The organism is Microcoleus sp. S13C4, assembly GCF_036700865.1.
GTDB lineage: Bacteria > Cyanobacteriota > Cyanobacteriia > Cyanobacteriales > Microcoleaceae > Microcoleus.
Map to the genome: position 1 here is coordinate 55,186 of NZ_JAUBPS010000018.1, position 16,597 is coordinate 71,782.

Annotated in this window: 14 protein-coding genes, 1 tRNA gene and 1 pseudogene; 8 read left to right on the forward strand and 8 right to left on the reverse strand. The window is 46.4% G+C overall.

The features are described from left to right. Positions 1-86 precede the first annotated feature (86 nt). Positions 87-1,595 (forward strand): AAA family ATPase, encoded by a 1,509-nt coding sequence (locus tag QT996_RS10265; protein WP_333046324.1) that lies wholly within the window; start codon positions 87-89, stop codon positions 1,593-1,595. 84 nt (positions 1,596-1,679) lie between these two features. On the opposite strand, the gene QT996_RS10270 is transcribed toward QT996_RS10265, so the two are convergent. Continuing rightward, positions 1,680-1,808, reverse strand: coding sequence for a hypothetical protein (locus QT996_RS10270; protein ID WP_333046326.1), 129 nt, complete (start codon positions 1,806-1,808; stop codon positions 1,680-1,682). Between the two features lie 10 nt (positions 1,809-1,818). On the opposite strand from QT996_RS10270, the gene QT996_RS10275 reads away from it, so the two are divergent. The 3 genes from QT996_RS10275 to QT996_RS10285 all read left to right on the forward strand — a co-directional run bounded on the left by QT996_RS10275 (position 1,819) and on the right by QT996_RS10285 (position 5,118). Continuing rightward, positions 1,819-2,280 carry an SH3 domain-containing protein gene (locus QT996_RS10275; RefSeq protein WP_333046328.1) on the forward strand — a complete coding sequence of 154 codons (462 nt, stop codon included), beginning with the start codon at positions 1,819-1,821 and terminating at the stop codon, positions 2,278-2,280. A gap of 557 nt (positions 2,281-2,837) precedes the next feature. Continuing rightward, positions 2,838-3,014: a hypothetical protein gene (locus tag QT996_RS10280; RefSeq protein WP_333046329.1), complete on the forward strand. Its 177-nt coding sequence runs from the start codon at positions 2,838-2,840 to the stop codon at positions 3,012-3,014. Positions 3,015-3,543: 529 nt separating this feature from the next. Then, positions 3,544-5,118 carry a peptidoglycan-binding protein gene (locus tag QT996_RS10285; protein WP_333046331.1) on the forward strand — a complete coding sequence of 525 codons (1,575 nt, stop codon included), beginning with the start codon at positions 3,544-3,546 and terminating at the stop codon, positions 5,116-5,118. A gap of 177 nt (positions 5,119-5,295) precedes the next feature. On the opposite strand, the gene QT996_RS10290 is transcribed toward QT996_RS10285, so the two are convergent. The 4 genes and pseudogenes from QT996_RS10290 to lipA form a co-directional block, all read right to left on the reverse strand. Beyond that, complete coding sequence (locus tag QT996_RS10290; protein WP_333046332.1) at positions 5,296-5,823, reverse strand: transcriptional repressor; 528 nt, start codon at positions 5,821-5,823, stop codon at positions 5,296-5,298. Positions 5,824-6,241: 418 nt separating this feature from the next. After that, positions 6,242-7,507, reverse strand: coding sequence for an RNA polymerase sigma factor SigC (gene sigC / locus QT996_RS10295; RefSeq protein WP_333046333.1), 1,266 nt, complete (start codon positions 7,505-7,507; stop codon positions 6,242-6,244). A gap of 521 nt (positions 7,508-8,028) precedes the next feature. Beyond that, entirely contained in the window at positions 8,029-8,202 is a 174-nt protein-coding gene (locus QT996_RS10300) for a hypothetical protein (RefSeq protein WP_333046335.1), read from the reverse strand. Between the two features lie 92 nt (positions 8,203-8,294). Next, positions 8,295-9,170, reverse strand: a pseudogene (gene lipA, locus QT996_RS10305) (lipoyl synthase); the annotation flags it as partial. 91 nt (positions 9,171-9,261) lie between these two features. On the opposite strand from lipA, the gene QT996_RS10310 reads away from it, so the two are divergent. Both QT996_RS10310 and QT996_RS10315 read left to right on the forward strand, forming a co-directional pair. Then, a tRNA-Pro gene (locus tag QT996_RS10310) sits at positions 9,262-9,335 on the forward strand. A gap of 479 nt (positions 9,336-9,814) precedes the next feature. After that, positions 9,815-10,939, forward strand: coding sequence for an EAL domain-containing protein (locus tag QT996_RS10315; RefSeq protein WP_333046337.1), 1,125 nt, complete (start codon positions 9,815-9,817; stop codon positions 10,937-10,939). 42 nt (positions 10,940-10,981) lie between these two features. Here the strand turns inward: QT996_RS10315 and QT996_RS10320 are convergent, their stop codons facing one another. The 3 genes from QT996_RS10320 to QT996_RS10330 form a co-directional block, all read right to left on the reverse strand. Beyond that, positions 10,982-11,857: an SDR family oxidoreductase gene (locus QT996_RS10320; protein ID WP_333046338.1), complete on the reverse strand. Its 876-nt coding sequence runs from the start codon at positions 11,855-11,857 to the stop codon at positions 10,982-10,984. Positions 11,858-12,004: 147 nt separating this feature from the next. Beyond that, positions 12,005-12,790 carry an exodeoxyribonuclease III gene (xth, locus tag QT996_RS10325; RefSeq protein ID WP_333046339.1) on the reverse strand — a complete coding sequence of 262 codons (786 nt, stop codon included), beginning with the start codon at positions 12,788-12,790 and terminating at the stop codon, positions 12,005-12,007. After that, the gene (locus QT996_RS10330; protein ID WP_333046340.1) at positions 12,787-14,190 is read right to left on the reverse strand and encodes an NB-ARC domain-containing protein; all 1,404 of its coding nucleotides are present in this window, start codon (positions 14,188-14,190) and stop codon (positions 12,787-12,789) included. The genes xth and QT996_RS10330 overlap by 4 nt, the downstream gene beginning before the upstream one ends. 217 nt (positions 14,191-14,407) lie before the next feature. Between QT996_RS10330 and QT996_RS10335 the strand changes: the two genes are divergently transcribed. Both QT996_RS10335 and QT996_RS10340 read left to right on the forward strand, forming a co-directional pair. Continuing rightward, a complete protein-coding gene (locus QT996_RS10335; protein WP_333046342.1) occupies positions 14,408-15,607 on the forward strand; it encodes a hypothetical protein in 1,200 nt (399 codons plus the stop codon). Between the two features lie 26 nt (positions 15,608-15,633). Next, positions 15,634-16,596, forward strand: coding sequence for a hypothetical protein (locus tag QT996_RS10340; protein ID WP_333046343.1), 963 nt, complete (start codon positions 15,634-15,636; stop codon positions 16,594-16,596). Position 16,597 lies beyond the last annotated feature (1 nt).

Below are 16,597 nucleotides of genomic sequence, written 5' to 3' on the forward strand. Positions count from 1 at the left end.
AAATAAGAAATAACAAATAAGAAATAACCACTGACAACTAACAACTAACAACTAACAACTAACAACTAACCACTGACAACTGACTAATGACTATTTTTAGCGACGAGTTTGAATTACTGCTGCGATCGCGCTACCCCCTAATTTACATTCCGACACGGGAGGAAGAGCGCGTAGAAGCGGCGATCGCCCAATGTGCCAAAAAACAAGGTTCTCGCGCCGTCTACATCTGGGATTTTGTTGATGGCTACCAAGGCAATCCCAACGATGTTGGTTTTGGCAAGCGCAACCCGCTGCAAGCCTTGGAATTTCTCGAAAAATTACCCGCCACCGCCCCGGCAATCTTTATTTTGCGCGACTTTCAGCGGTTTTTGGAAGATGTCTCGATTTCCCGCAAGCTGCGGAATTTGGCGAGACTCCTCAAATCTGTACCCAAAAATATTGTCATCGTATCTCCTCTAATTTCGATCCCAGAAGACCTCAGCGAAGTGATAACTGTTTTGGAATTTCCCCTGCCTGCGGCGGCGGAAATCAAAATTGAGGTAGAAAGGCTGTTAGGGGCTACCGGACAAGCCATTGAAGGGCGTTTGCTGGACGAAATGGTGCGCTCCTGTCAAGGTCTGTCTATCGAACGAATTCGCCGAGTTTTGGCAAAGGCGATCGCCACCAGAGGCGAACTCCATCCCGACGACGCGGAACTGATTTTAGAAGAAAAGCGCCAAACAATTCGCCAAACTCAAATTCTGGATTTTTACCCAGCCCGCGAAAATATCTCCGATATCGGCGGTTTGGACAATCTCAAAGAATGGCTGCTGCGGCGCGGCGGTGCTTTTTCCGATCGAGCTCGCCAATACGGTTTGCCGCATCCCAGAGGTTTGTTGTTAGTTGGAATTCAAGGAACCGGAAAATCCTTAACAGCAAAGGCGATCGCCCACCACTGGCATTTGCCTTTGCTGCGGTTGGATGTCGGGCGTTTGTTTGCCGGATTAGTAGGAGAATCTGAATCCCGCACCAGACAAATGATTCAGCTAGCGGAAGCTTTGGCCCCCTGCGTGCTGTGGATTGACGAGATTGACAAAGCTTTTGCAGGATTAGACGGTAAAGGGGATTCCGGGACAACCAGCCGGGTGTTCGGGACTTTTATTACTTGGTTGGCCGAAAAAAGTTCGCCTGTTTTTGTCGTAGCAACAGCCAACAACATCCAGTCTTTGCCGCCAGAAATGCTGAGAAAAGGCAGGTTTGACGAAATATTTTTTGTGGGTTTGCCAAGCCAGGAGGAACGGCGGGCGATTTTTGAGGTACATTTGTTGCGGTTGCGATCGCACAGCATCAAAAATTACGATGTAGAGCGCTTAGCTTACGAAACTCCCGATTTTTCAGGAGCCGAAATCGAGCAAACTTTGATTGAAGCAATGCACATTGGGTTTAGCCAAAATCGAGACTTTACCACAGATGATATTTTAGAATCAGCTAGTCAGATGGTGCCCTTAGCAAGAACGGCTCAAGAACAAATCCAGTTTCTCCAAGATTGGGCCGCTGCTGGGAAAGCTCGCCTTGCTTCTAGATACGGCAGTTTGAGCCGCCGGATTCAGGGGTAAGCTTTTGAAGTCAGTAGTCAGTAGTTAGTAGCCAGTTGTCAGTTGGCAGTTACCAGATTTTATTCAACATTCAGCAGTCAACTCTCAACAGTCAACTTTTTTCCCTCTCCCTTCTCCCTTCTTCCTTCTTCCTTCTTCCTTCTTCCTTCTTCCTTCTTCCTTCTTCCTTCTTCCTCTTCCTTCTTCCTTCTTCCTTCTTCCTTCTTCCTTCATTTGCGGTTTTATGAACAGTGTATATAGCGTTTTCAAATTTTTAGTGGGTTTTCTGCTCGCGATCGTCCTGATGGCAGGTGCTAGCGTGGCGGCTGCACTTTACTTTGCCGCTAAGCTAACGACTGTGCCCGAAAGACCTGTTTTTCCCAACGACAAACCATCTGTTCAGATTGCAGGCGCTGAGCCGAAGTCAACAGCCGAGGCTACCCCTGTTTCTACATCTAGCGATGCCCCGTCTCCGAAACCGCTGGAACCGGGAGCTTACCGAGCTCAGGTGACTCAGCCGATCGGCTTAATTCTGCGGGATAGTGGCAACCGAGACTCGAACCGCATTGGTGGTGTTGGTTATAAGGAAAAAGTCGTGGTTTTGGAAGAGTCGCCGGACAAAGAGTGGCAGCGAATTCGGGTTGAGGATGGCAATCGCGAAGGTTGGGTCAAAGGCGGCAATACTGAAAAAGTTGAGGGCGAATAGGACTTAAGGCTCAGATCGGGTCCTGTAAAATAACCATTATCGGTTTGTAGTGAGGACGCAGAGTCCCGATCGTTGAACTAGACTCCAATTGCATTCATTCGCTCTCATCTCTGGAAATTATCTGCGTTTACCTGCGTTTATCTACTTCGAGCTGCGGTTTCCCGATTGAGCGAAGATTTATGCAATAAGTCTAATATTAATCTCCTGATTCACAAAGCTTATATCACAGTTGCTTATAAAAGTCAAGCTAAATTTATTTACGATATTGGGAATTGCAGTCTCAGCGTCTCAGACTGTAGGTGCGATCGCCCCTGCTAAATCCTGAATTTTACATAAAAGCCCAGCGCACCAAAGGTTTCAAGAGCTAAAACTCAACAGAAAAACCCAAAAATACATAGTATTAACTTATGTTATTCAGGAGAGTATGTTAAGAAAATTAGCAACATTTTAAGGTTAGTTGCATAACGCAGGCTGTTGTCACCGCCGAACAGGCAAGAGTGGTAGCTTGGATTACAAGATGTAAGTTTTCAGCTCTTCAGCTACCAACAATAAAAAATATGTACGACAAACGTCCCGATCGAGATTTGGCGACTGCTGCTGTTACTGCCGCTTTGGGAGCTGGGGTCGTTACCTCTTTTGCGGTGAGCAGAGGGCAAAATCCGCTGGTAGGTATCGCAATTACTGTTTTTGCAGCGGGAGTAGCTGTAATTTGCGATCGGTTCGGCTTAATTTAAGCGATCGTCGATTTTTTAATACAAAGTCAACTTATCAAAAAATCCCCGCCCTATTTGCAGCTAGCAAAAGTGGGGATTTTTAGTGGCTAGTTTTTTGGTTAATCAGCGGTACTTTCCTAGACGCACTCGCCACATGAAGAAGCCGCGTTTCTTAACAAAAAACCTGTGATTTCCGGCTCTTTACCCGACAACAAATTAAGGTGATGACAGCCTGCGCGCAAGTCTTGTGGTAATTTCTGCGGCAGCCAGATAAAATATTAGCCAGCACTACCCCAGAACTTATTCTCTTTCGGTCTCAAAGACTAAGATGTGCCTGCAAACTTTTTTGCTGAGTCTCGCCTCTCTAGAAGCAGCGATGCTATCTTGGTTGTTACCTGTAATTATTTTTGACGGTAAATTTTTTATAAAAACGGGTGCTTCGCGCTTTCCAGGTAGAACTTAGCGTTGATAGAATCCAAGCCAAGCGTGCCAAAAATCATTTTGGGCAGTTTGCTCACACAACCCACCCACAATTTCACACTAAAAAATTATGGAATCTCTTGCTTACCTCGAACTTGCTCTTGTTTGCGAAGCACCCGCAGAGTCGAAAATTTTTGATGAGCCCAAGTGGCAAAACCTATCGAGTCAGACTTACGTCCGTTTGCTGTCTCTGGCTTTGATGCTGTCGGTTTTGAGTGCAGCCGGTTCGGCTTTTGCTCAAATAGATCCGGGATATCCAAATTTGCGCTCTGTTCAAGACAGGTTGCGGGAACTCGGCTATTTTCCCAGATCTTCGACAGGTCAACTCGGCCCGGTTACTCAACAAGCTCTGACTAACTTTCAGCGAGACTATCAACTATCGCTGACTGGTAGACCCGATCGAGCTACTGTGATAGCACTCAACAGTTTGGCTGGGGACGATCGACCTTTTAAAACTATTTATACCAATTATCGGGAACTGGATTTTGGAGACGCCGGTGCAGATGTTTCGGCTCTCCAGCGCAGGTTGAAGCAGCTAGGCTACTTCAGCGCGCATCCTACAGGGAGTTTTGGCGAAGTTACTCAAAATGCCGTTAGATACTTCCAGCGAATTAATCGACTGCGGGTGACAGGAGTTGCCGATAGGCAAACTTTAGCTTTGCTGTTTGGTTCCACCCGGCCGGTTCCCCCCGTTACGCTTCCGGGGGATATTTCGGGAAATGGCGGTTGCAGGGGGCTGCGCTTCGGGGACACAGGGGCGACGGTAGACTTGATCCAGCGGCAATTAAAAGCTTTAGGCTATTTTGAAGGCGGCGTTGACGGTAAGTTTCGGGAACGCACTCTCTACGCTGTGACTCGTTTTCAGCAAGATTACAATCTGGTTTCTGACGGCTGCGCTGACACTGCTACTTTGACTGCTATCGATGCCCAGATGAGGCAAGCTGAAATTACCTCATGGACTAAGGAAGATGACCAACAGAGTAATGCCGGAGATTTTCTAGAGTTGGGCGACAGAGGCCGACAAGTAGAATTTGTGCAGCGGCGGCTGCAAGAATTGGGTTATTACAGGAGCCAGATTCACGGTTGGTTCGATCGACCAACTCAAGCAGCTTTGATCCGGTTTCAGAGAGATAGCGGGCTGTTCGGGACTGGCAGAGTCGATCGCAGCACTCGATCGGCTTTGCGACAAGGCAACAGGCAGGCAGCAGCGCCTGTGCAGCCAATCGCCACTGGTCTGCGACGGGGCGATACTGGGCCTGCTGTCCGACAACTTCAGTCTGCGCTCAGAAGTCTGGGCAAAAACCCCGGCCCGGTGAACGGAGTATTTGGAGCCGAGACCGAGTTTGCGGTGCTGTCGTTTCAGCAGGAACGCAATTTGTCACCGGCTACGGGTATTGCCACTCCCGCAACTTTGGCGGAACTCCAAAACGGATTAGCTGGTCGGGTAGCTGTTCCTGCTGTTCCAATTAGCAGCAGTTTCAACTCTCGATCGAGCATTCAGCAATTACAAAGGCGGCTGCAAGACCTCGGCTTTTACACAGGCTCGATCAGCGGAGTTTTTGATACTCCGACGAGAGATGCCCTCGATCGAGCTCAGCGCAGTTACGGGGTCAGCAGCGACGATTTGTTGAGCCAAACTTTTTAGCTCCAGGCTTACGGACACTACATCAAAGAAATCGGGTTTCTCGTTTCCGACTCATTCCTGAAATGATGTATTTTTCTGAAGAAACCCGGTTTCCGCGTAACTGTGAGCGCACTTGGGCTACCAATTTTTGTTAAAACTTGTAACAATCCGTACTTGAAATGCGAAAATAGGCTATGTTCACTCGATTGAATCCGGGGCGCTGCTGCCGTTCTGGGCGATCGACCTCGGACAAGACCAATTGCTGGAAACCAAAGACGGCCATCCCATCCGCAAAGCTTCGTGGCACACCGTATGAATGGTTAACTGGCAGTCTAGCAGGTGCAACCCAGACTTTTCAGCTTGCTTCATGCCCATTTTCAAAATCGAATCGTTGTTAAATTCGATCGTTCTGTTGCACTGAACGCAGACTAGGTGGTGGTGGTGATGCGGGTAAGGCTGGTTTATTTCATAGTGTTTGTGACCTTCGGCTAGTTCGAGTTCTCGGAGCAGGCTCATCCTTGCCATTAACTTTAAAGTTCGGTAAATGGTGGACAAGCTAATGTTTTCTCCGCGATTTTTTAACAAAGTGTACAAATCCTCGGCGCTCAGGTGATTGCCTTTGGGGAGGTTCTGAAAAACGTGCAAGATGGTTTCCCGTTGGGGAGTCATCCGCCAGCCTTTGTCATTGAGTTCGGATTTGAATGAAGACGCGGTGTAAAGTGCCATTGTGACCCTCTCAAGAAAGTCTGCCTATTGACAATAATACACAACGATCGAGATATTTTGCAAATATCGCTGCTTATTGAAAAAAGATTGAGGAAAAAATTTGGTTTTTGATATTTTTTGACTTTTAACAAGCTTTATGACTGAAAGCATCCAGGATACAAGCCCCCGGATTCATCCGTCCAGAAATAAAAAACCTGTATCCGATGAAACTTGCCCCCCGAATTTATGCGTGGGGCCAATGCTTCAATTCTTTAATCTAAAATCTAAAATCTAAAATCTAAAATCGATTGACTTGCTGCAGAGGACAGAGAAGTTGTTTAGAAGTAAATATTGTTACTTCTGCCTCATGCCTCATGCCTTCTGCACAAGTGCCAAATGCCTTGCTCCCTGATTAATCGCGCTGACTGACCGGCCCAATTTAAGTCAGAGACTCCAGATAGTCGCGCACGCGGTTGCGACGCTTGGGTTGGCGGAGTTTTTGCAAAGCTTTGGCTTCAATTTGGCGGACTCGCTCGCGGGACAAGTCGAGCGCGCGACCGATTTCTGCCAGCGAATAGGGGTGTCCGTCGCCCAAACCAAAGCGCATCAAAATTACATCTCGCTCCCGGCTGGTCAAATCTGCCAGCAGTTGCTGTAAGTCCCGGTGCAGAGCTTCTCGCATCAGCATTTCTTCTGGGGAGATGCTGTCGGTTTCGAGCAAGTCGCCCAACTCTGTATCTTTTTCGTTGCCTACTTTAGTTTCGAGAGAAACAGAACGGGGGACTCGCAGCAAAACTTCTCGGACTTGGGAGGCCGTCATGTCCAACTCGACGGCGATATCTTCGATCGTAGCTGTCCGACCTTTTTCTTGAGAAATTTTGCGCTGGGCTTTTTTGATTTTGTTAAGTTTTTCGGTGATGTGGACGGGGAGGCGAATAGTGCGGCTTTGAGTGGCGATAGCCCGCGTAATTCCCTGCCGAATCCACCAGTAGGCATAGGTGCTAAACCGATAGCCCCGCGTCGGATCAAACTTTTCTACAGCTCGCTCCAGTCCGAGAGTACCTTCTTGTATTAAGTCGAGTAATTCTAAACCGCGATTTTGATATTTTTTCGCCACCGAAACCACCAGGCGCAGGTTCGCCTTAATCATGTGGTCTTTAGCTTCGACGCCTTCAGCTTGAATTTTTTCGATCGTCTCGACGGTCATCTCGGCTAACTCGGCCCAGTGGCGCTTGCCTTCGGACATAATTCGCTTGAGTTCCGGCACGTCACCGACACCGGCAGTTAAGGCCCAGCGTTCCAAGGAAGGTTTGTGTCCCAACTGTGCGGACAAGCGATCGCGCACCTCAATTAAATGCACGAAGCGCGCAATTAGCCCATCTTCCTGGGATGCGACGGTGTTGCGTAATTCCAGCAATTTGATATAGCGCTGAACTTTTTGAGCTTCCGAGACTTCTTCGTCTCTACCCAAGAGACGAACCCGACCTATTTCTTGGAGGTACAGGCGCACTAAATCTGTAGTGCGGCGGCTGGCATTTTTTTGCAATTTTGCTGCTGGGTCTGCATCTTCTGTCTCTGCTGGGTCTTGGTCGAGCAGTTCGTCTCCAGCTTCTTCAGCATCTTCATCCAACACATCACCTTGCAAGGGATTGACTCGCAGTTGTTCGTCGAATTCAGCTTCAGCGTAAAAAGAGGTGGCTGGCATAGTGATTTTCTCAGTTGCTCCGGGTGAAAAGATGCTACGCTTAGCGGTTATTTATAATTAAGATGCCCACTTGGTTAAGACGAAGCATCACCGCTTTGTGTTTCTTTACTAACTTTCCTGACTTTTCTGCTGTTGGAGAGATCGAACTTTTGCTGCCCCACTTGTTTTACCAAGATTCTGGAAAACGCTAAGAACTTTCTGATGTAACAGGTTGAAGGCCCGAAAAGTGTGTTGTACTTCTTTGTTTATGTAGCTAGTATAGATAGTGACTGGCTAGAAACAAGTGACGTTAGTCAGAAGTTAAGTTAATCTTCATCACCAATAACCTGGTTCCCGATCACTTCGGAAAATTAGCCATTTTTTTAATAAAACTTTATATAACTCGGCGCTCTTGATTAAATACGCTGTTGTGAGCGCAGAAGTTTAATCCATTACAGCATATGAGCTTCAGAGTTGCTATAGTCCGCAGTACCGAGTTATTGACTGACGCAAAAACCGGGTTTCTTGCTCAAATTTCTGGATTAAAACCTAGAAGTTTGAGCAAGAAACCCGGTTTCGGGATGTCTTTTGCGTAAGTCGCGACTTTGAGGGGGCGATCGACCGATAATTGTTTTGCTGTTGGCTGCTGCTTCCCCGGTGATCTCCTCGAAAATAACCAAGATCAGAAACCGGGTTTTTTGGCACTCGGCTTGCATAGAAAGCGCAGGTTTCTCCTCGCTGTTACCGGGTTAAGCGGGTTTTAGTGAGAATGGTACGATCGGGCGCGAGTCAACTCAAATTAAAATTGCTAGCGTGGGTAAAGTTTCATCAGTTCCCTCACCTGTTCGGCGTGATAGGAACTGCGAGTTAAGGGAGAAGCGACAACTTGCAAGAATCCCAAAGATTCGCCAAACTTTCTCCAAGCATCAAACTGTTCTGGAGGCACAAAGTTTTCTACATTCAAGTGCTTTTGAGTCGGTTGCAGATACTGTCCAACTGTTAAAATATCGCAGCCGACAGCCCGTAAGTCCTGCATCGCCTCCCGAATTTCGGCGTCTGTTTCTCCGAGTCCCACCATGATGCCGGATTTGGTATACACCCCAGGTGCGAGTTCGCGGCTTCGCTGCAATAGTTCCAAAGTGCGATGGTATTTTCCTTGCGGCCGCACCTTGCGGTAAAGTCGCTTGACGGTTTCGGTATTGTGGTTGAGTACCTCTGGCCGGGCTGCGAGAATAATTTCTAAAGCCTGCCAGTTGCCGCACAAGTCGGGAATCAAAACTTCTATAGTTGTATCGGGCATCGCCGATCGCACTGCTTGAATGCACTCGACAAACTGAGACGCGCCCCCATCCGGCAAATCGTCCCGGTTCACAGAGGTAATCACGACGTGGTTGAGTTTTAGCCGCTGCACCGCTTGCGCCAATCTTTGGGGTTCTGTGGGATCTAAAGGTTGGGGCTTTTTCTCAAAATCGATATCGCAGTAAGGACAGGCGCGGGTACAAGCCGGGCCCATAATCAAAAATGTCGCAGTACCTGCGTTGAAGCATTCGCCGATGTTCGGACACGAGGCCTCCTCGCAAACCGTATTCAGGGATAAATCCCGCAAAATTTCTTTGACGTTGCCGACGCGCTCCCACTGGGGGGCTTTAACTCGCAACCACTGGGGCTTAACTGTCACGTCTGTCTCCGCCTGAGTAGTATTTTACAAATAATTATATACGAGCTTGCTCAATTTTAACTTGAGTGTGATAAGCTAAAAATCTATTGACTAAATTCGGGATGTAGCGCAGCTTGGTAGCGCACCTCGTTCGGGACGAGGGGGTCGCAGGTTCAAATCCTGTCATCCCGATTATAAAATTAAATTGGATATTCCGCAGCAAGTGACTTTGTTTTGGGCGATCGTCCGGGTGTGTAGATTTGTGGTACGCATAAATTAGTCGGTGGGGCGATTCCATACGGGATAGCTGCGCTTCACGGGCGTGTTAATTGCCCTTTGCTAAAAAATCAACTGTAGCGACTGTTTTGGCAGAGGGAATTATAGAATAAAACGTAAACAATCAGAGCAGCATTAGAGAGTAGAGAACAAGTCTTTGCCTTCTCCCTCTGTGATGATTAGCGACAGTGTTTAATCACAGGTACTTGCTCAATGCTGAGAACTTTGACCAAGGTTGGAAACCAGAGGCAAGTATAAATACTGCAATAATTCTTAAATACAAGTTTTTTAAGATTTACATCTTGAGATAGATGTATCAATAGCTGAATGAGGTTATAATAACAGTCTATTACTAACTGTTCTTTAAAGTCACCCAGAAACCGGAGGATATTCCAATGCAAAAAAGTGGCAAAGCCTTCGGCTCCTGCTCTCGCTGCGAAACAGTACCCGAAAAAATAGAGGGCAGGGGAGGTCTATACCTATGGTTTCCAGTATCGCACACGCTGACCAAGGTTATTTCTGCACTAACCAAAGCTGAATTTGAATTCCGGCTGTTAGAAGAGAGCAAGTGTTTGTACATTATGCTTGAGGGAATAGAAAAAGAAAAGTTTAACGCCCTAGCATCATCGGTGCTGACAACTCAAGAGTTGAAAGAGACAAAAGTTTTGTGGATGAGCGAAGTTGAACAGCCAAAACTTAGCGATTTTTATCGCAGCACTTCCTTAGACTATTTTATTAATTTGAGTAACTCTGATTGGCTGTTAGATTTATTGTCCGAAGAACGCATTACTACACATTTTCAGCCCATTGTTTATACCTCAGATACTTCCAAAATTTTTGCCCAAGAAGCGCTGCTCCGAGGAATTGACGAGCAGGGAAACTTAATTTATCCGGGTCGGATTTTTGCCCAAGCAGAATCAGCAGGCCTAATTTTTCAACTAGATGTTTTAGCCCGGACTCGCGCTATCCACGAAGCCAAAGTGCACGAGCTCAAAGAACTACTTTTTATTAATTTTTCTCCTACTTCAGTTTACGATCCCGCTACGTGCCTGCGAAGGACAGTACAGGCTATTGATGAATCGGGAATTCCTCACAGCAATATTGTTTTTGAAGTAGGGGAATCTCAGCACCCTCCTGATATGGATCACTTGATTAAGATTCTGAGGTTTTACCGAGAAGCGGGATTTTTAATTGCCCTGGACGATTTTGGCAGCGGTTCTTCTAATTTAAATTTGATGCACCAACTGCGTCCTGATTTTATTAAGTTGGATATGGAATTGATTCGCAACGTCCATCAAGATTATTATAAGGCACTAATTACTGAAAAGATGTTAGAAATTGCCGCTCAATTAGAAATTAAAACTATTGCTGAAGGTGTGGAAACTTTGGAGGAGTTAGAGTGGGTACGGCAGCGGGGAGCAACTTTTGTCCAAGGTTATTTGATTGCTAAGCCCACTTCTCCGCCGATCGCAGTTACGAGCTATATTGGTGGTGTTGAAGCAGTGCCTATGTCTGCTTAAAATGTTGGCAGTTGCGGTAAAGCGAAACCGCCAACGAGTCTTTTAAACGCTTAAGTTGCGCCGCAAAAAGCTTTCTAAGGATTCCATTCTCAGGCCATAGATTGATTCCAAGTTTTGCACTTCTTCGGGAGTGCAGAAATACTCGTTACCCAGCAATACCCGCAAAGTTCCTAAGTCTTTTTGAGCTTGAGGATTCAATAAACCCAAGGCATTTCTCAAACCGTCAAACACAACCAGCGGCGGGTTGATTACCATCGGTTCGCGATTGAATATGCGTGCAAAAATCCGGGGAATGTCGTCTCTTGTCAGCACATCCGGGCCACCGACTCGCAGAATTTGGTTGCGCGCGCCTTCGACTGTTGCCGAGTCTGTGGCAATCTTTGCTAAGTCGTCGGTACTGACAATAGAAGTGCGGTTTTTGCCGTCGCCAATCAGCAGGTAAAGTCCGGTTTCTCGAAATCTTTCTGCTAGGGGTAACAAGCTGGAAGCAAAACCGGCAGGCCGCAAGATTGTATAATTCAAGCCGCTGTTTTGCAGGTATTTTTCAACTTCTCGCTTCGCTTTGAATACTGGGGAATCTTCGTATCCTCGATCGACTCCCAGTACCGAAAGAAAGACAAAGTGCTGCACTCCTGCTTCTTTGGCGCAGTCGATCAATTCTCTGTTAGCGCGGTAGTGTACTGCTTGAACGTCGCCGCCGGTGCCGTGGCTGCTGATGATGTACTGCACTCCTTGGCAGGCTTTTTTAATATCTTTGTCTTGTTTTAAGTCGCCGATAAAAATCTCAGCGCCTCGGTTTTCTAGTTCAGAGTAGCGAGATGCGAGGCGAACGAATGCGCGGACAGGCTTTTCTTGCTGTCTGATTTCTCGTACAATTCGGCGGCCTAGTGCGCCTGTTGCTCCGGTTACTAAGAACATGATTTTTAGTGGTTGGTTGTTATTAACTGGATCTGGACTTACGCATAGGATCGAGAAACCTGGTTTCTTAACTTTATCGTTGCTAAACCTAAGATTTATGGTAGAAAACGGGTTTCTTTTGCCTTAGTTTTATTTATAACTCATAAATCAAATTTCGACAATTACGGGGGCGTGGTCGCTGGGTTTGATTAATTTTCTGGGAGCAATGTCTATTGTACAGTTTTTTGCTTCTTCGTACAGGGGAGGGCTGAGATAATGGTGGTCGATTCTCCAGCCGTTGTTGCGTGGAAATGCGGCGGCGCGGTAGTCCCACCAGCTATAATGGCCGCCTTCTGTGGTGAATTTGCGAAAGGGGTCGTTTAATCCTAATTCTATGATTTCTGTGAGTGCGAGGCGCTCGGCTACTGATAGGCCGACGGAGTTAGCATTGGCTTTGGGATTGTGGATATCTCGATCGTCCGGGACGATGTTGAAGTCGCCGCAAATGCACAAGTTGGGCGATTTGGCTAGTGCTATTTTGAGGTATTCTTGCAGCAGTTTGAGCCACTTTAGCTTGTACTCATATTTCTCGCTGCCAACTTCGGAACCGTTGGGAACGTATACGCAAATAATGCGAATATCGTCTATAACCCCGGCTATTAGGCGTTTTTGTTCGTCAAAAATACCTGCGGTTTCGTCGCCGAGAATGGGAGCAAATCCGGTGCTGATTTGCGTTAGGGGCGATCGGCTAAAGATAGCGACGCCGTTGTAGGATTTTTGACCGGAAATGTAGCAGTTGTAGCCGAGGTTGATGAAGGGTTCTAGGGGGAAGTCTTTGTCTATAACTTTGGTTTCTTGGAGGCAAAGAACGTCTGGAGAGTTTATTTGCAACCAGCTTGTAACGTGTTCTAGGCGGGTGCGGATTGAGTTGACGTTCCAGGTGGCGATTTTCATTTTTTGTTTGTTATATACTCTCTGATTACTGGCTCGATCGTGAAGTGCGATCGCCCGTTTTGTTTTACTGTTTCAACTAATGACCGTCGTCCTAAAGATTGTATGACTTTCAAGAGTTCTGGCGGTGATAGTTGCAGGTTTTCTGGTATTTTTGAGATGTCGGCTGGTTCGGGGGTACTTGCTAGCCATTCGATCGCCTGTTGTTCGGATGCGGTTAGGCGATCGAAATGCTGGTGCAGGAGTGATTCTAAATCTCCTAAGAATAGGGTATCATAGGAGAGGAATTCGGAAACGCTACCGCCGAATAAGTCTTGAATCAAAGTAGCAACTATATTTAACCATAAGGGATTGCCTCGGTAAAGATCGATTAGTTCTGACCATTTCTCCGGTTCTGCTAAACCTTTTTCTCTAAATATTTCTTGTGCTTCGGGGCCTAAACCGTTGAGTAGCAGAGATTTGCAGGGGCGGTTTTCGCCTTCTAAGGCGGCGATTTCTCTGGGTTTTTCCCAACTCAGGAGGATTAAGCAACTGTTGTGGGATGATTCGGTTATTTGTTTGAAGAATGCGCCGTAATTTTCATATCCAGGTTGGTAATTTCCTGCGAGTTGTTGGCTGCTGAAGATGGTTTGGATATCATCGAGGATGATGAGACAGCGGTGCGATCGTAAATATTCTAGTAGGGGCAATCCCCCCGTGGTTGCCCTTTCTTCGGGATAGGGAACGGGCACGGGGACACCGCCCCTACAGAATTTAATTAAGTCGGTTTGGAGTGATGCCAGGGGTGGAGAGTTGCGGAGACTTCGCCAGATGATGTAATCGAATTCGTGTTGAATTTGTGAGATTAGTTGGAGAGTAAGGGCGGTTTTGCCAATACCGGATAAGCCTAAAATGGTGATGAGGCGGGTGCGGCCTAAAATCCAGTTTTCGAGGGTGGTGAGTTCAGATGTGCGGTTATAGAATAGGTTGGGATCTGGTGCATCAGCTAAATCTAAATGTACTTCAGGTTCGGAATTGCTTGTTTTTTCGTTAAATCTCTCCTTGTCTTGCGGTTCAGGTTGTGAGATTTTTAGAGAGTGCAAAGTCTCAGCGGAGACGCTACCGATTTGTATATAGTCTTTCCCGAAACATGAGATATTGGAAAATCGCCAATTTTGTAATTTTTCTCTAATATTTGCTTTGCAAACCTCTTCATCTTCTAATGCAACTGATAGAAGTTTCCATAATTTAAAGCCAACCTCTTTAACGTATTTCTCTGAACGGTTGTGATGCTGTGCAATTTCTTTATATTTCTGATTGTCCCAAGCACCACGTAAAATAGACTTTTGCAGACTATCTAAATGTTTTCCCGTAGTAGTCAAAGCTAGATGGTCTACAAATTCTAAAGCTTCTTCAACGTCCATCGGTCACGTAGATGCAAAGGGTTGACCTGATTGTAACCCAACTAAATATGACTTTTTCAGTAGCAACCAACTAAATGTGACTTTTTATGGCCTAGTTGGGATGGAAAAAAACTACTAAATATGACTTTATATGGCTTGACAAGCTTTGGCATTTAGGAAAGAATTTATACTTAAGACAACAAAACGTTTTGCTAAGCGCTACCGTTATCTACCTGTTATGACACAACCGAATATTTTGGAAATCGCGAAACAGGGAGATGCAAAGGCGATCGCGCTTCTGCTGAACCGCCAGCTACAAGCCAAGGGCATCACCGCCGCAGCTTCCCTTAAGGATGGTTGTTTACAGGTGATGCTGGAATCGGCAGAAGCGCCTAGTCAGCAAGTCTTGGCCCCGTGGGTGAGTAAGTCGATCGCTGGTTTGGGGGCTGCATCGATTGAGAAAGTTAAGCTTTACGGGCGACAGACGGGCGCGAAGGTGCCGGCGTGGAGTCAAGAGTTTGAAGTGGCGGGGCTAAAGTTGCCTGTTACGGATGTTACAGAGGGGCGAGAAAGTCATAGTGAAAATACGGAGTCAACTCAGCTTAGTTTGAAGGAACGGGCTAAGCTTGGGGATGTGGAGGCGATAGCCAGTCTGTTAAATCTTCCGTTGCAAAACAAGGGGATTACGGCGACTGCGAGTTTGCAAGATGGTTGTTTACAGGTGATGCTGGAGGGCGATCGGGTTCCTGATGAGGAGGCTTCTATCAGGATTGTCCGCAGGGAGTTGATGAATTTGAAGGCGGGGGCGATCGCTTCTGTGAAGGTTTACGGGCAGCAGGCGGGTGAGGATTTTCCCGCTTGGAATCGAGAGTTTGAGCTAAAGGCAGAGGTTAGTTCAGATTCAAAAAAATTATCAACAGATAAATTTGCAAATTTGACTGATCTATTGACTCCGATTATTGATTTGCTTAGAGAACGAAAATTTAACGAATTGTTAGACATCGGCAAACATTATCTTAATGAAAATCCAGAGCGTCAAAAACGTTTGATTATAGTAGGAGTTATTGTCTTAGTAACTTTAACCTTTAAAGGAATACCTTTTGTAGGTTTCAATCACAATATTAAAGGCTCACTAACACTCAAGGATGACTTCTTCGGTGGAGTGGGTCAGTTTTGTAATGGAAAAGGAGGTTACGGGGATATTAAAAGTGGTAGGCAGGTGCTAGTAAAAGATCATAAAGGAGAAACTATTGCGACTGGAGAGTTAGGCATAGGTAAAATAATATCTGATAACCACTGCCAATTTTATATCGAAGTGAATGGTATAAGAAAAGCAGAGTTTTACACAATTCAGATCGGTAGGCGAGGCGATTTAACATATTCATATCAAGAGATGGAGGATAAAAACTGGGAGCTAAACGTGTCTTTGGGTGATTGATTTACTGGGAATAAAAGGAGTGGTTTATGATTTTTGTAATTCCGTTTATTATGGGCGTTTTAGCTGCGGCTGGGGCTGCGTATGGATCGGTTAAAGGCTCTGAAGGCATGGGCAAAATGAATGAAGCCAAGGAAATAGGAGAACGAGCCCAACATCGACACGAGAAAGCAGTCAGCGATCTAAAAGTAGACTGGGAAGCAGCCAACAGATTAGCAGAAGTTTACGGTCAACTGCAAATTCGTGTAAGGCATCGTACTATTGGGCGGTTTGTGGCTTTCATCGAACGCATTGGCCAGAAAGCTTCCCAAAGTGATATGAAATTTTTAGCTGGACTAGAAGGCATATCAATTCAGCAGCTAAAAGAATACAAAACTGTCGCGCTCGAAGATCAGGAAGTATTTCAAGGTGTGACTTCATCTGCAGGGGCAGGCGCGGCTGCTGGTGCTACAGCAGTAGGCGTGGCCCAAACTTTTGGGACAGTTGCAGTTCCTCAATTTTTTGGCTTGTTTAGTACCAATGTAGCTGTTTCTCAACTCGGTATGTCTGGTGTGGCGGCGTGGTTAGGCGGTGGCAGCATGGCACTAGGTGGCGCTGTACTCGGAGGTATTGCACTTGGCCCTGCTTTAGCTGTTGGCGGTTTCCAAATTGCAGGTAAAGGTGAGGAAGCTTTAACGAAAGCACGTGAACACGAAGCTCAGGTTAACGTTGAAGTTGCCAAAATAGAAGAGGCTAGAGATTTCATCCGACAAGTCGAACGGCGAGTCAAAGAATTAGGTACATTAGTGTCTGAGTTAGATAGCCACGTTGTTCTACTTCTCAACGAACTTAAATCAAAACCCTTTGATCGAGTTCAAGATGCTGCTAAGTTTCAACAGGTAGCCCTACTGGTGAAAGGCCTTGTAGAAATTATGAAAACCCCTGTGTTAGACAGCCAAGGAAATCTGAATTCGGCCGTGGCTAATATTCAAGCAAAATACCGGAATCTGTGAG